The following is a 13,980-nucleotide window of genomic DNA, read 5'->3' as shown; positions in this document are numbered from 1 at the left end:
GCACCGGCTCAGCGACCGGTCATCGCTCTTGCTTCAGGACGGCTCGACGCAGTGTTCGGGCCCGGGGAAGCGGCGGGCGCGGACATCGCCGGCATAGGCCTCGGCCGCTGCGGAGACCATCGCGCCAAGATCGGCCTAGCGCTTCACGAAGCGTGGCGTGAACGCCGTGAACAGGCCGAGCATGTCATCGCTGACCAGGATCTGCCCGTCGCATTCCGGCGCGGCACCGATGCCGATGGTGGGAACCGGCAGGTCACGGGTAATGGCGGCAGCAAGCGGGCGCGTGGTCCCTTCGATCACCACGGCGAAGGCCCCCGCGGCGGCGACCGCGCGGGCATCCTCGGTCACGCGCCCGGCTTCCGCCGCATCGCGTCCCTGCACGCGGTAGCCCGTGGCGTTCACCGATTGCGGCATCAGGCCGACATGGCCGCAGACCGGCACGCCGCGCGCGGTGAGAAAGCGGATCGTCTCCGCCATCTCGACGCCGCCTTCCAGCTTGACCGCGGCGCAGCCCGTCTCCGCGAGCAGGCGCGCGGCATTGCGGAAGGCCTGTTGCGGCGATTCCTGGTAGCTGCCGAACGGCATGTCCACCACCACGCAGGCCCGCTGGGTGCCGCGCATCACCGCCGCGCCGTGCGCGATCATCATCTCCAGCGTCACCGGCAGGGTGCTCTCCAGGCCGTAGAGCACCATGCCGAGGGAATCGCCGACGAGCAGCAGGTCCACATGTGGATCGAGCAGGCGCGCCATCGGCGTGGTGTAGGCGGTGAGGCACACGAACGGGCCTCTGCCCTTGCGGAAATGGCGCAGGCCCAGGCGGCGTGTGGCGTCGGCGACACTCATGGTACGCCCTCCGGCGGCAGGATCGGCATGTTGTCGATCAGTCGGGTGGTGCCGAGCCGCACCGCCGCCAGCACGCGCGCGGGGCGGACGACCACATCGATGGGGGCGAGCGTGTCGGCATCGCGCAGTTCCAGATAATCGATCGCGTCGAAACCGGCTGCCCGCAGCTCGGCCAGGCCCCATGCTTCCTGGGCGGCGACATCGCGGCCGTCCTGCGCGAGCCGGGCCGCGATCGCGGCCAGCGTGCGGGGCAGGGCGGTGGCGACACGACGCTGGCCAGGAGAGAGAAAGACATTGCGCGAGGACAGGGCAAGCCCGTCGGGCTCGCGCACCGTGGGCACGCCCTCGATGCGCACGGGTATATCGAGATCGGCGACAAGGCGGCGGATGACCAGCAACTGCTGGTAGTCCTTCTCGCCGAAGAAGGCGACATCCGGCAGGCCCTGCAGCAGCAGCTTGGTGACGACGGTGGCCACGCCGTCGAAATGGCCGGGCCGGAAGGCACCGCACAGCCCCTCGGTGAGGCGGGCCACGCTGACCGTGGTGGCGTAACCGCCCGGATACATCGCCGCCGGGTCGGGCGCGAAGACCAGGGTGGCGCCGGCGCCTTCGGCATTCGCGACATCGGCCGCTTCCTGGCGGGGGTAGCGCTGGAAATCCTCGCCGGCCCCGAACTGGCGCGGATTGACGAAGATCGAGACAACCACCTGCCGGCAGGATGCGGCGGCATGGCGGATCAGTGTCAGATGGCCCTCGTGCAGGGCCCCCATGGTGGGCACCAGCGCGATCCCCTGGCCCTGCGTACGAGCGGGCCGCAAAGCCGCGCGCAGGGCAGGCACATCACGAACAATGGTCACAGGCAATGGCGGGCCTCCCGGCTGCACGGCGGTTCCTGAAGCGGGTCCGATGCCGGGTATTGGCGGGACCGACCAGGACACCCTGCCTTCCCCGCTGCCCCCGAGGAGGAGCGGGGCACCCCTTCTACAGCCCGGCATGCGAGACGCGCCCCGATAAACGGGTCAGCCGCAATGGTCCAGCCCGATATCCAGCACCGTGGCACTGTGGGTCAGCCAGCCGATCGAAATCAGGTCCACGCCGGTGGCCGCGATCTCGCCGGCGGTCTCGGGGGTGATGCGGCCGGAGGCCTCGGTGATGGCACGCCGGCCGACCATGGCAACGGCCTCGCGCAACACCGGAGGGGGCATGTTGTCGAGCAGCACGGCATCGACGCCGAGGTCGAGCGCCTCCTGCAACTGCGCCAGGCTGTCCACTTCCAGCTCGATCTTCACCATGTGCCCGGAATGGGCGCGGGCGCGCTCCAGGGCGGCAGGGATGCCGCCGGCGATGGCGATATGATTGTCCTTGATCAGGACCGCATCGTCGAGGCCGAAGCGATGGTTGGAGCCGCCGCCGACGCGCACGGCGTATTTCTGCACCGCCCGCAGGCCGGGCATGGTCTTGCGGGTGCAGCAGATGGCCGCGCGCGTGCCGTGTACCGCCGCCACGATGCGGGCCGTCGCGCTGGCGACGCCGCTGAGATGGCACAGGAAATTCAGGGCCACGCGTTCGGCGGTGAGCAGGCCGCGCGCCGGGCCGGCGAGGGTCGCGATGACGTCGCCCCGCAGCAAGGTACTGCCATCCGGGCGTTCCACCGCGACCTCGATGCGCGGGTCGATCAGCCGGAAGGCCTGCAAGGCGAGATCGAGCCCGGCCACCACGCCGGGTTGGCGGGCGACCAGGGCGACACGGGCGGTGGCATCGGCCGGCACGATGGCGTCGGTGGTGATGTCGCCGGCGCGGCCAAGGTCCTCGAGCAGGGCGGCACGCACCAGAGGCTCGGTCATGACCAGCGGCAGGGGAGGGATGGGCATCTGGGTCAGGCCCTCAGGACAACGGGATCAGCAAGCCCCGCCGCGGCCTGCATGGCCTCGGCGAGGTTCAGCGTCAGGCGGCGGGCGCGGCCGGCACCATGAGTGGGGAAGTCACTGCGGGCATGGGCGCCGCGGCTTTCTTCCCGTCGCAGGGCGGCGACGGCGAGCATCAGGCCCAGCGTGGCCGGATCGGAGGCCGGGCCGCCCCCGGCAGCGAGCGGAAGCAGCGCGCGGAGCGCTGCCCGCAGGCCCTCGGCATCGCGCAGCAGGCCGACGTGACGCCACAGGATCGGCCGCACCACGGCCGGATCGGGCAGGGGGGGCAGGCGCCCCTCGGCGAGCGGACGCAGCCGCACGGCCGGCGTGGCGGCGACGTCCCCGGCCACCCAGCAGGCGCAGGTGGCCGCCTCCAGCAGCGAGTTGCTGGCCAACCGGTTGGCACCGTGCAGGCCGGTCGAGGCCGTCTCGCCACAGGCCCAGAGACCGGCGACGCTGCTGCGACCAACTGCGTCCACGGCGACGCCACCCATGTGGAAATGCGCGGCCGGGGTGACCGGGATGGGCTGCGTCGCCGGGTCGAGGCCGGCGTCCCGGCAGGCGGCGGCAATGGCGGGGAAGCGCTTTGCGAAGCGGTCCCCGAGCGCCTGGCGGGCATCGAGGAACACCTGGTGGCCGGCGGCGAGATGGCGGAAGATGCCGCGCGCCACCACGTCGCGCGGGCCGAGTTCGGCCCCGGGCGAGTCCGCAAGGAAGCGGCTGCCGGTCTCGTCGATCAGCAGGGCCCCCTCGCCGCGCACCGCCTCGCTGATCAATGGCAGCGGATCGGTGCCGGTGGCGAGCGCGGTCGGGTGGAACTGGACGAATTCGAGATCAGCGAGCGCTGCGCCAGCCCGTGCAGCCAGCAGCAGGCCCTGGCCCCAGGCCTGCGGCGGGTTGGTGGTATGGGCGAACAGGCCGCCGATGCCGCCGCTCGCCAGCACGACGCGGCCGGCGGGAAGCGTCATCGCCCCATGCGGACCGGCAACGAGCACGCCGCGGATGCGGCCGTCCTCGACCAGCAGACGGCGCGCCTCCGTATGCTCCAGCACGGTGATGGACGGGGTGCGGCGCACGGCGGCGATCAACGCCCGCATGATCTCCGCACCGGTGCCATCACCCGCGGCATGCAGGATGCGGTGGCGGGAATGCGCGGCTTCCAGCCCGAGAGCAAAGCGGCCGTCGCCGGCGCGATCGAAGGCGACGCCACGGCGCAGCAGGGCGGCGATGGTATCGGGAGCGGCGCCCAGGATGCGGGCGGCAATGGCGGCATCACAGAGACCATCCCCGGCGGCCAGGGTGTCCTGCAGATGCCGTGCGGGATCATCGTCGGGGCCGACGGCGGCGGCGACGCCGCCCTGCGCCCAGGCACTGGCGGCAGCCTCGCCAAGCGGCGCGCGGGCCAGCACCAGCACCGGCATGGGGGCGAGATGCAGCGCCGTCATCAGGCCGGCCAGGCCGGCGCCGATGACGATCGGGCGATCCTGCGTCATCGCACGGCCAGCATGCGCTCGACCGCGGCACGTGCGCGGGCAGCAATGGCGGGATCGATGCTGACCTCGTGGCGCATCTCTTCCAGTGCCGTACGGATGTTCGTCAGCGTGATGCGCTTCATGTGCGGGCAGAGATTGCAGGGGCGGACGAACTCGATCCCGGGATGCCGCACGGCGATGTTGTCGCTCATCGAGCATTCGGTGATGAGCAGCACGCGCGCGGGCGCGCGGGTGTCGACGAAGTCGCTCATCATCGCGGTGGAGCCGGCAAAATCGGCCTCCGCGACGACATCGGGCGGGCATTCCGGATGGGCGAGCACGACGACGCCGGGATTCTCGCGCCGCAGCGTGCGGATCTGGGACGCGGTGAAGCGTTCATGCACCTCGCAGTGGCCGGCCCAGGTAATGATTTCCACGCCGGTTTCCCGCGCCACGTTGCGGGCCAGGAACTCGTCGGGGATCATGATGACGCGGGGCACGCCGAGTGATTCCACGATCCTGCGCGCATTCCCCGACGTGCAGCAGATATCGGATTCCGCCTTCACCGCCGCCGAGGTGTTGACATAGGTGACGACCGGTACGCCGGGGTAGCGTTCACGCAGCAGGCGCACGTCGCGCGCCGTGATGCTTTCGGCGAGCGAGCAACCAGCCTGCGGGTCCGGGATCAGCACGGTCCGGCCAGGATTCAGCAACTTTGCCGTCTCGGCCATGAAGTGCACGCCTGCGAGTACGATGACATCCGCGTCCACGTGCATCGCCTCGCGCGCCAGGGCAAGGCTGTCACCGGCGATGTCGGCGACACAGTTGAAGATCTCGGGCGTCTGGTAGTTGTGCGCGAGCACGACGGCGCGACGCTCCTGCTTGAGCTGCAGGATAGCCGCGATGTCCCCGGCGAAGACAGGCCACTCGAAAGGCGGGATGACGCGTTTCACCCTCTGGTAGAGGGCAGCGCTGGACTCCAGGGCCGCGGACATGCTGTGTCTCCCTTGATATGCTCCATGTGAGCATTATACGGCCCGGCCTTGCTCCGGTCGGGAGCGTTGTTATGCTAGATATGAGCATAAGGTGTCAAGCGAGGGAGGCAGCAGGGCAATCGCCAAGCTCGTCAGGCTGGTCCGATGCCGTGCAGAATCGGGAGAATTCAAGCGCTGCGGGCGAGGGGAAGCTTGGTGCCGGCAATGGCGCGCTCGAGCAGCACCTGCGGGCGGAAGCGGAACAGCTTCGCGGGGCGGCCGCCGGTCTCGGCGGTGTGCTCGCCGGTTTCCTCGACCAGGGCCTGGCTGTCGATCAGGCGACGGAAGTTCTGCTTGTGCAGCAACTGCCCGGCCAGCGCCTCTACCGCGCGCTGCAACTGCAGCAGGGTGAAGCTCTCCGGCATCAGCTCGAACACGACCGGGCGGTACTTGATCTTGGCGCGCAGCCGCGCGATGCCGGTGGCAAGGATGCGCCGATGATCGTACTGCATCGGCACGCCAAGCCCGGCGACAACATCGCCGGCGGCCTCGGCCACCAACCCGGCCTCGTACAGCAGTTCGTAACGTTGCAGCACCATTTCCTCGTTCCAGGAATGGTCGGCCAGCCCGAAGGTGATCCGGGCACGCTGCTGGCGCTCGCGCCTGAGCGCCGGGGTGGCCGCCGCCGCGGCCCAGCTGCGCAGGCGTGGGGCGATCAACCGTCCGATTACCGGCGATGGCCCGTCGCGCCAGTCCTCCCAGGGGAAATAGCGATACCAGCTCCGCCAGCTCGCGGCGTGGCCGCCGGAGGCATGGGCCTGCCGTGTCAGGCCAAGATAGCTGATCGAGATCACCCGGCGCTGCGGATCATCGGTCGAACGGTCGCGATCGGCGAAGGTATAGAGTTGCTCGACATAGCCGAGCGGATGATGGGTCTGGCGTTCCACCCAGGCGCGCAGACTGGCCTGCAGGGAGCGATCGACCGTGGCAAAGGGGCCGGAGGGCAACAGGCTGCCATCGCGAATGGTGAGCACCTGTGGCTCGCCGTCGGTGGCCGCAACGATGACGGCGATCAGTTCGGCCTGCAGCGCCTGCCCGGAAATCGTGCTCACGGCCGGAGGGTGGCTCCCTGGTTGGCGGGGCTGCCAGGCGACGCGTGGCAGGCGGACCGGGCGGTTGTTGCCGCGGGCGCTGGATGTCATGAACCCGTTGATGACGCAAGCCGCGCCAAGGACCATCGCCCGGCCGGCCCCACCCCCGAACCATCTCGCCGTCCAGGAAATACCACAAGGTTGCAATAGTTAAATTTCAATTAAAGCGCGCAAAAACTTAGGAAAATGCCCTCCCCTGGGTGCTCGGTGTTAATTGATCAAATGATGCAGGCATCATCGCCCTAGGATGAGAAGAACGATTGCCTGCCGGCCATCAGCAACGGACGCAGCCCCGCGTGCCGGCATCCGGTGGGATTGATCTGGAGAGCTATCATGAGCTTCGTTCGTCTCTCGGCCGCCGCAGCGCTGATCATGGGCGCCACCCTGCCTGCCTTCGCGGCATCGCAGTCCGCAGAGGAGTGCCCCTTCTCTCGCCGCATGGTCATGGCCCAGGCGAGCCAGATCGGCAGCGGGCAGAATGTCGGGACAGCCTCGGGCCAGGAAATCGGCAGCGGCCAGAATGTTGGCACCGCGTCGGGCCAGCCGATCGGCAGCGGCCAGAATGTCGGCACCGCATCGGGCCAGCCGGTCGGCACTGGACAGGACGTCGGCACCGCGTCGGGCCAGCAGCAGACTGGCAGTGGCCAGAATGTCGGCACGGCTTCGGGTCAGCCCGAGCAGGCCGGCGGTGGCCAGAATGTCGGGACGGCCTCGGGCAAGCCTGCAGACGGTACAGTTCGGCGCTGAGTTCCACCCAACCGCACTGATCGGACAGCCAGGGAGCATTCCCGGCCAACGTTCTCTGGCTCCCGTGCCGTAAGCAACCTTGGGAGGAAAGGATGAAGGAACGGCGGGACGTGCGGGAAGCGACGATAAACCCGAATTCTTCCGGAATTCGGGTTTTGCTTTGTGTGGCGCGCAGCCGCCCCCTTCTCCCTGTGCGCCGTAGACCGGGATTGTATGCGGGCCTCCTGGCCTGCGCCCTGTCGCTGACAGCGCCGGACATGGGCCTTGCGGGCGAACCGCCCGGCCTGCGCACGCAAGTGGACCTGCCCGCGCTCGTGCAACGGTTGCTGCCGGCGGTGGTCAACATCACCATCCTCAAGCAACGTCCGATGGCAAGCGGCCATATGCCCACGGGCGGGGAAACCATGGTGGGCCCGATCACCGAAGTGGGCAGCGGCTTCATCATCGATCCCAGCGGCTACGTCGTCACCAACCGCCATGTCATCCAGGACGCCTATCGGATTATGGTCACCCTGGCCGGCGGCGACAGCTATGCCGGCCACGTCGTGGCGATCAACGGCGCACCGGATCTCGCGCTGCTCAAGATCGACGCGGCGGAGCCACTGCCGACCGTGCCTTTCGGTAACAGCGAGGCCCTGGAAGTCGGCGATGCGGTGGTGGCCATCGGCAACCCGCTCGGCCTGGCGAGCTCGGTCAGCGTGGGCGTGGTCAGCGCGCTCAACCGTGACGTCCACACCACGCTGTTCGACAACTTCATCCAGACCGATGCCGCCATCAATCACGGTAACTCCGGCGGTCCGCTGTTCAACACCCAGGGCGAGGTGGTCGGGGTGAACTGGGCGCTGGTCCAGCCGGAGCACGAGGGGGGGTCGATCGGGCTCGGGCTGGCGATCCCCTCCGATACCGTCAATTTCGTAGTCTCGCATATGCGCCAGTACGGGCGGCTGCGCCCGGGCTGGGTCGGCGTCGGCCTGCAGGGGGTCACACAGGACATCGCCAGCGCCGTCGGGCGGACCTCGCTGAAGGGCAGCATCGTCACCAACGTCGTGCCGGGCGGCACGGCGGCGGGCGTGCTGCGCCCAGGCGATATCGTGCTGGCTTTCGACGGGCGCCCAACCCGTGACACCCGCGCCGTTGCCCGCGCAATCGCCAGCAGCACCCCCGGCACGACGGTGCCGGTGCGGCTGTGGCGCGATGGACAGGAACAGGAGTTGCCGATCAAGGTGGCGAACTGGCCGGAAGGGCCGGGCAACCCCAGCGGCACCTGGACGATGCCCGATCGCGGCCAACGCATCAGCGCACCGAGCCTCGGCATGACCCTGGCTCCCCTGAGCGCCGAATTCAGAGAGCGTCACAAACTGCCCGAGACGCAGGAAGGCGTGGCCGTGCTCGGGGTCGCGGCCAACAGCCCCGGCGCCGATGCCGGCTTCACGGCCGGCGACGTCATCGTGCAGATCAAGGACGCACCGATCGACTCGATGGAAGATATGCACGCGACCGTGGAGCAGGTCCTGGCGGCACGCGAGCGCAGCGTGCTGGTGCTGGTGCGCAACGAGGCCGGGTTCCGCTGGCTGGTGGTGCCGACCGACGCCAAGTGATGGGGGCGCAGCCTCCGGGCGACGCCGCGCGCGTCAGGTTCCTACGACCGGGATCAGGATATCGGTCTCGCTCACCAACCCCCGGACAATCGCCGTCAGATCCGAGAATGCCCGCGGCTCGATCCGGAGCATTGCCCCCGCCGGACAGGCGCGGGCGCCGGCGGTTTCGCCACCGCGCCAGAGGGCGTGGACGGCATGGCCGGGCTCCTCGGCCGTCACGATCAGGCTGCCCTGGTTGACCCGCATCACCCCGACATCGAGGATGCAGGTGCCGTCCCCTGAAGCGGCATCGAGGAGCCGGACTTCGATGGGCCGCCGGCCACGAATGACCCGGGCCGGAATCTCCTGGGTGAATGCCAGCACCGACCCCAGGGAAGATCGATAAGCATCGAGCTTTTCCAGGCCCTGCGACAGCATTCCGACTAGCACGGCGGCACCAAGGCCAAGTGCGATGGTTTCAAGCCATGGAGTGGAGGTTCGACGGGGTTCCATGGTCAAGCTATTAATCAAGGCTATGTGATAGTCAAGAAATAGCGAGATTCATCAACTATAAATACAATGTCTGTTGATGATAATATTACACAAATTCGAAATAAATTATTTCTGCGGCTCCGGACATGGATCTGGCCACGAATGCGCCGTCTTGTTGGCATCATGCCTTCATGCCAGCATGATGCCAACAAGACGGCGCATCCAGCCTCACCGACGCCCGTATTGCCGGGCCTCAGCCCGGACTGATCACGATCTCGACCAGGTTGGCCCGGCGGCTGGCGATGCCGGCCTCGATTGCCGGCGCGACATCGCTTGCCTTTTCGATCCGGCGCGCCGGGACACCCAGCGCCTGCGCGAGCGCAAGGTAGTCCACTGCCGGATTGGCGATATCCATGGCAATGAAACGATTGCTGCGCACCGAGGCGTAGCCGGTCTGTGCCTTCATGAAGTTCTTGAGCACGTTGTACTCGCGGTTGTTCATCACCACGAAGGTCACCGGCAGGTCCTCATGCGCCGCCGTCCACAAGGCCTGCGGCGAATACAGCGCGGCGCCGTCACCCACCAGGCAGACCACCGGCTCGCGGCCAAGCCCGAGCGAGCAGCCGACCGCAGCCGGCATGCCCCAGCCCAGGCCACCGCCGCGCAGGAAGGAATACTGGCGCGACGAAGCGCTGTTCAGGAAGCCACGCACATGCACCGAGGTGGCGATCGCCTCGTCCACGATGGCGATATCCGGCCCGATGGCGCGCACGGCTTCCCGGGCCGCGACCAGGGGCGTGATGACCGGGGCATCGACCTGTGCCGTCGCCGCTTCCGCGAGCGTCTGGCGACGGCGGCGCTGCGCCTCTCCGGCCGCGCGCACCAGGGCGGCATAAGCCTGCGCCTGGGGGGCGGTCGCGGCGGCGAGCAGGGGCATCAGCGCGCGCAACGAAACCTGGATGTCGCCCACCAGGGACAGCGGCGTGGGATAGGTCCGACCGAGGTCGCGCACGTCGGCCGACATCTGGAACACGGCGCAGCCCGGGGGCACCGCAGGGCCTTCGGTATAGAGAATGGTGATGAGCGACTTGCCGCCGAGCGCGAACAGCGCGTCGTACTGCCCGAGCACGGCGGCGATATCGGTCGCCTTGGTCGGCAGGTTGCCGGCCCAGAGCGGATGCGCGGTCGGATACGGCAGGCGCGACGGCCAGGACGAGCCATAGACCGGCGCCCCCAGCATCTCCGCCACCTGCACCACCTCGGCGGCGGCGTCGGCGGCATAGACCTCGTCGCCGGCGATGATGGCCAGGCGGCCGGGGGCGATGGCGGCAAGATGCCCGGCCAGCACGTCCAGCGATCCGGCGATGGCGCGGCGCTCGATGACCGAGCGCTCGGCGATGCCCACGCTGCTCATCTCCTCCATGATGTCCATGGGCAAAGAGAGGAAGACCGGACCGGTCGGGGCGGCCATGGCGTCGTGGAAGGCACGGCGCACCAGCACCGGAAGCTGGTCGGCGCTGGTGACCTCCTGCGCCCATTTCACCGCCGGGCCGGCGATGCGCACCAGATCGCCGAACAACAGCGGATCGGTGATGGTATGGCGCGAATCCTGCTGGCCCGCGGTCACCACCAGCGGTGTCTGCGAAACGCTGGCATTGAGCAGGTTGCCCATCCCATGCCCCAGCCCACCCGCCGTGTGCAGGTTGAGGAAGCCGGGACGGCGGGCCGCCTGGGCGTAGCCGTCGGCCATGGCGACGACACTCGCCTCCTGCAGCGCCAGCACGTAGCGGATCGTGGGATGGTCGACGAGCGCGTCCATCAGCGGCAGCTCGGTCGTGCCGGGATTGCCGAAGATGTACTCGACGCCCTCGCTGTCCAGGATTTCCAGCAGGACATCAGCCCCCCGGCGTGGAGCGGCATGTTCGAGGCGTGAGATCGGCGTGGCCGTCATGATCGGACTCCGGGCATTCACCAGCGAAGCAAGATTATGCCCAAGCCCGTCCGTGCGGGAGTGGAATACACGGAACAGGTGTTTCGGCGGTTATGCGGGCGGCAGCCGATGACGGCGCGTGTCCGTCAGAAAAGCCTGCGCGCGCTCCCGCTGGCATGGCGTCCGGTCAGTCGGGAAACCAGGAAACCGGCCCCCATCGCCATGCCGAGGACCATGACAGGCCGTTGCCGCGTGCGCACGGCCAGCCGCTCCAGCACCGCTTCCACGGCCCCGGCCGCATCGATGGCCGCAGGAATGACCCGCTGATCGAAAAACAGCTTCGGCTGCGACGGCGGGGACGGCTTGTCGAGGAGATAGCCGTCTTGAACAAGTCGCACCACGCGCCGCCCTCCCGGACAGATGGGGAATGGACTGAACACGTCCGGGCCAGTGCGGTTGCAGGCCCCCGGGATTGAGGGACGCAACCCACGCCTCATGCCGGGGTTCTCGGGCCGTGCAAGGCGTGGAGCCCGAAGAATGAACCGCAATCCCTCTTTCAAGCCCTATACACGGCCCTCCGGCGGTTGGGGCTCCGCCAACTCGGTGCGCAACATCCTCAGCCGGGAAGGCATCCTGGCCAGCGGCGGACTGGCGCTGACCCGCCAGAACAAGGTCGACGGCTTCCAGTGCATCAGCTGCGCCTGGTCGAAGCCGGCGCAACCACTGCCGTTCGAGTTCTGCGAGAACGGCGTGAAGGCGACGGCCTGGGAGCTCACCGCGCACCGCTGCACGCCGGCCTTCTTCGCCGACCACAGCGTGACCGAGTTGCTCTCCTGGGAAGACCATGACCTGGAGGAAGCCGGCCGCCTGACCCATCCGCTCCGCTATGACCCGGCGAGCGACCGTTACGTGCCGGTGTCGTGGGACGCGGCCTTCGCCGAAATCGGCCGCGAGCTGCGCGCCATCACCGACCGGCGCTCCGTTGTCTTCTACAGCTCCGGCCGGTGCTCGAACGAGGCCAGCTACCTGTACGCGCTGCTGGCCCGGTTGTACGGCAACAACAACCTGCCGGACAGCTCCAACATGTGCCACGAGACCACGTCCGTCGCCTTGCCCGAGAGCATCGGCGTTCCGGTGGGCACGGTGACGCTCGACGACTTCGCCAAAACCGACTGCATCATGGTCTTCGGGCAGAACCCCGGCAGCAACAGCCCGCGCATGCTGCACCCGCTGCAGCATGCAAGTCGGCGCGGCGTGCCGATCATCGTCTACAATCCACTGCGCGAGCGCGGCCTGGAGAGCTTCACCAATCCGCAATCCCCGGTCGAGATGCTGACCGGCGAGCGGACCCGGATCGCATCCCAGTACCATCAGGTCAAGGCAGGCGGGGACCTCGCCGCAATCGCGGGCATTTGCAAGGCACTCGTCGCCATGGACGATGCCGCGCGCGCGGAAGGCCGCAGGGCTGTGCTTGACCATGATTTCATCGCCACCCACACCCAGGGTTTCGACGGCTTTGTCGCATGGCTGCGCCGGCAGGACTGGGACGCGCTGGAGCGCCGCTCGGGCCTGCGCCGCGCCGCCATGGAAGCGACCGCCACCACCTATGCGGCGTCCGCCTCCGTGCTGGGCGTCTACGGCATGGGCCTCACCCAGCATCGCGCCGGCGTCGAGACGGTGCAGATGCTGGTGAACCTGCTGCTGCTGCGCGGCAATATCGGCCGGCCCGGCGGCGGCATCTGCCCCGTGCGCGGCCACAGCAACGTGCAGGGCCAGCGCACCGTCGGCATCACCGAGAAACCCGAACTGGTGCCGCTGGACCGGCTTGCCGGGCAGTACGGATTCTCGCCGCCGCGCGAGCCGGGCCTCAACACCGTCGAGGCCTGCGAGGAGATCCTTGCCGGCAGGATCCAGGCCTTCGTGATGCTGGGCGGCAACTTCGTGCGGGCGATCCCCGACCGCGACCGCATGGAGCCGGCCTGGCGGCGCATGCGCCTGACCGTAAACGTCGCCACCAAGCTGAACCGCAGCCATCTCGTACATGGCGAGATCAGCTTCCTGCTGCCGGTGATCGGACGGATCGAGGTGGACATGCAGGCGAGCGGGCCGCAATCCCTGTCAACGGAGGATACCAGTTCCTGCATCCATGGTTCGCGCGGCGTGCGCTCTCCGGCATCGCCCCACCTCATCAGCGAGATCCGGCTGGTAGCCGAAATCGCCAAGGCCACGCTGGAGCCGAACCCAAACGTGCCGTGGGATGCCTGGGTCGACGACTACAGCCGCATCCGTGCCTCGATCGCCGAAACCTATCCGGAGATCTTCCATGACTATGACCGCCGCATGTGGGAGCCCGGCGGGTTCCATCGTCCGCTGCCGGCACGCCAGCGTGTGTGGCACACGAAGACCGGCAAGGCCAACATCATCACGCCGCGGGGCCTGGATGAGGATCCGGACATGCCGGAGATCGGGCATGACGTGCTGCGGCTGATCACGCTGCGCAGCAACGATCAGTTCAACACCACGATCTACGGCTACAATGACAGGTTCCGCGGCATCGACGGCACCCGCATGGTCGTGCTCATGAACCGTGACGACATTGACCGGCTCGGGCTCGCGGAAGGAGAGCAGGTGATGCTGCGAACCTCCGCACGGGACGGGATCAGGCGCGAGATGTCCGGCTTCCGGGTGACGCCCTACGACATCCCGGTGGGCTGCATCGGCGCCTATTATCCCGAGGCCAACGCCTTGCTGCCGCTGTGGCACTATGCGGAAGGCAGCAAGACGCCGGCAGCCAAGTCGATCCCCGTGACCGTGCACCGCGCCGGGGCGCCGGCTCCGCAACAAGCCCAACCGGAGCTGGCCACGGGTTAAGAAGGAAAGGCCAGGG

General features: G+C 68.4%; 11 protein-coding genes and 1 pseudogene. 3 read left to right on the top strand and 9 right to left on the bottom strand.

What is annotated here, in order from left to right:
- Window positions 1-33: 33 nt before the first annotated feature.
- The 6 genes and pseudogenes from panB to NBY65_RS29895 all read right to left on the bottom strand — a co-directional run bounded on the left by panB (window position 34) and on the right by NBY65_RS29895 (window position 6,308).
- Window positions 34-843: pseudogene (gene panB / locus NBY65_RS29920) on the bottom strand (3-methyl-2-oxobutanoate hydroxymethyltransferase).
- The gene (gene panC / locus NBY65_RS29915) at window positions 840-1,706 is read right to left on the bottom strand and encodes a pantoate--beta-alanine ligase (RefSeq protein WP_250265928.1); all 867 of its coding nucleotides are present in this window, start codon (window positions 1,704-1,706) and stop codon (window positions 840-842) included. Before panC ends, panB begins: the two are co-directional and overlap by 4 nt.
- Window positions 1,707-1,862: 156 nt before the next feature.
- Window positions 1,863-2,714, bottom strand: coding sequence for a carboxylating nicotinate-nucleotide diphosphorylase (gene nadC / locus NBY65_RS29910; RefSeq protein ID WP_250265927.1), 852 nt, complete (start codon window positions 2,712-2,714; stop codon window positions 1,863-1,865).
- Between the two features lie 5 nt (window positions 2,715-2,719).
- Window positions 2,720-4,243, bottom strand: a complete 1,524-nt coding sequence (locus NBY65_RS29905) for an L-aspartate oxidase (RefSeq protein ID WP_250265926.1) — start codon at window positions 4,241-4,243, stop codon at window positions 2,720-2,722.
- Window positions 4,240-5,217 carry a quinolinate synthase NadA gene (nadA, locus tag NBY65_RS29900; protein WP_250265924.1) on the bottom strand — a complete coding sequence of 326 codons (978 nt, stop codon included), beginning with the start codon at window positions 5,215-5,217 and terminating at the stop codon, window positions 4,240-4,242. Before nadA ends, NBY65_RS29905 begins: the two co-directional genes overlap by 4 nt.
- A gap of 167 nt (window positions 5,218-5,384) precedes the next feature.
- The gene (locus tag NBY65_RS29895) at window positions 5,385-6,308 is read right to left on the bottom strand and encodes an NUDIX hydrolase (protein ID WP_250265923.1); all 924 of its coding nucleotides are present in this window, start codon (window positions 6,306-6,308) and stop codon (window positions 5,385-5,387) included.
- Window positions 6,309-6,680: 372 nt separating this feature from the next.
- On the opposite strand from NBY65_RS29895, the gene NBY65_RS29890 reads away from it, so the two are divergent.
- Together NBY65_RS29890 and NBY65_RS29885 are read left to right on the top strand one after the other, a co-directional pair.
- The gene (locus NBY65_RS29890; RefSeq protein WP_250265921.1) at window positions 6,681-7,094 is read left to right on the top strand and encodes a hypothetical protein; all 414 of its coding nucleotides are present in this window, start codon (window positions 6,681-6,683) and stop codon (window positions 7,092-7,094) included.
- Between the two features lie 209 nt (window positions 7,095-7,303).
- Window positions 7,304-8,692, top strand: a complete 1,389-nt coding sequence (locus NBY65_RS29885; RefSeq protein WP_250265920.1) for a trypsin-like peptidase domain-containing protein — start codon at window positions 7,304-7,306, stop codon at window positions 8,690-8,692.
- 33 nt (window positions 8,693-8,725) lie between these two features.
- Here NBY65_RS29885 and NBY65_RS29880 read toward each other — a convergent pair whose 3' ends face one another.
- The 3 genes from NBY65_RS29880 to NBY65_RS29870 all read right to left on the bottom strand — a co-directional run bounded on the left by NBY65_RS29880 (window position 8,726) and on the right by NBY65_RS29870 (window position 11,494).
- Window positions 8,726-9,109, bottom strand: a complete 384-nt coding sequence (locus NBY65_RS29880; RefSeq protein ID WP_250265919.1) for a hypothetical protein — start codon at window positions 9,107-9,109, stop codon at window positions 8,726-8,728.
- Window positions 9,110-9,416: 307 nt separating this feature from the next.
- Window positions 9,417-11,114 (bottom strand): thiamine pyrophosphate-binding protein, encoded by a 1,698-nt coding sequence (locus tag NBY65_RS29875; protein WP_250265918.1) that lies wholly within the window; start codon window positions 11,112-11,114, stop codon window positions 9,417-9,419.
- Between the two features lie 125 nt (window positions 11,115-11,239).
- Window positions 11,240-11,494 carry a hypothetical protein gene (locus NBY65_RS29870; RefSeq protein WP_250265916.1) on the bottom strand — a complete coding sequence of 85 codons (255 nt, stop codon included), beginning with the start codon at window positions 11,492-11,494 and terminating at the stop codon, window positions 11,240-11,242.
- A gap of 136 nt (window positions 11,495-11,630) precedes the next feature.
- Here NBY65_RS29870 and NBY65_RS29865 point away from each other — a divergent pair, with 136 nt between their 5' ends.
- Entirely contained in the window at window positions 11,631-13,964 is a 2,334-nt protein-coding gene (locus NBY65_RS29865) for an FdhF/YdeP family oxidoreductase (RefSeq protein ID WP_250265915.1), read from the top strand.
- Window positions 13,965-13,980 lie beyond the last annotated feature (16 nt).

It is taken from the genome of Rhodovastum atsumiense (assembly GCF_937425535.1).
In the GTDB taxonomy this organism is placed as follows: Bacteria; Pseudomonadota; Alphaproteobacteria; order Acetobacterales; family Acetobacteraceae; genus Rhodovastum; species Rhodovastum atsumiense.
This window is presented reverse-complemented; position numbering and strand designations above follow the sequence as displayed.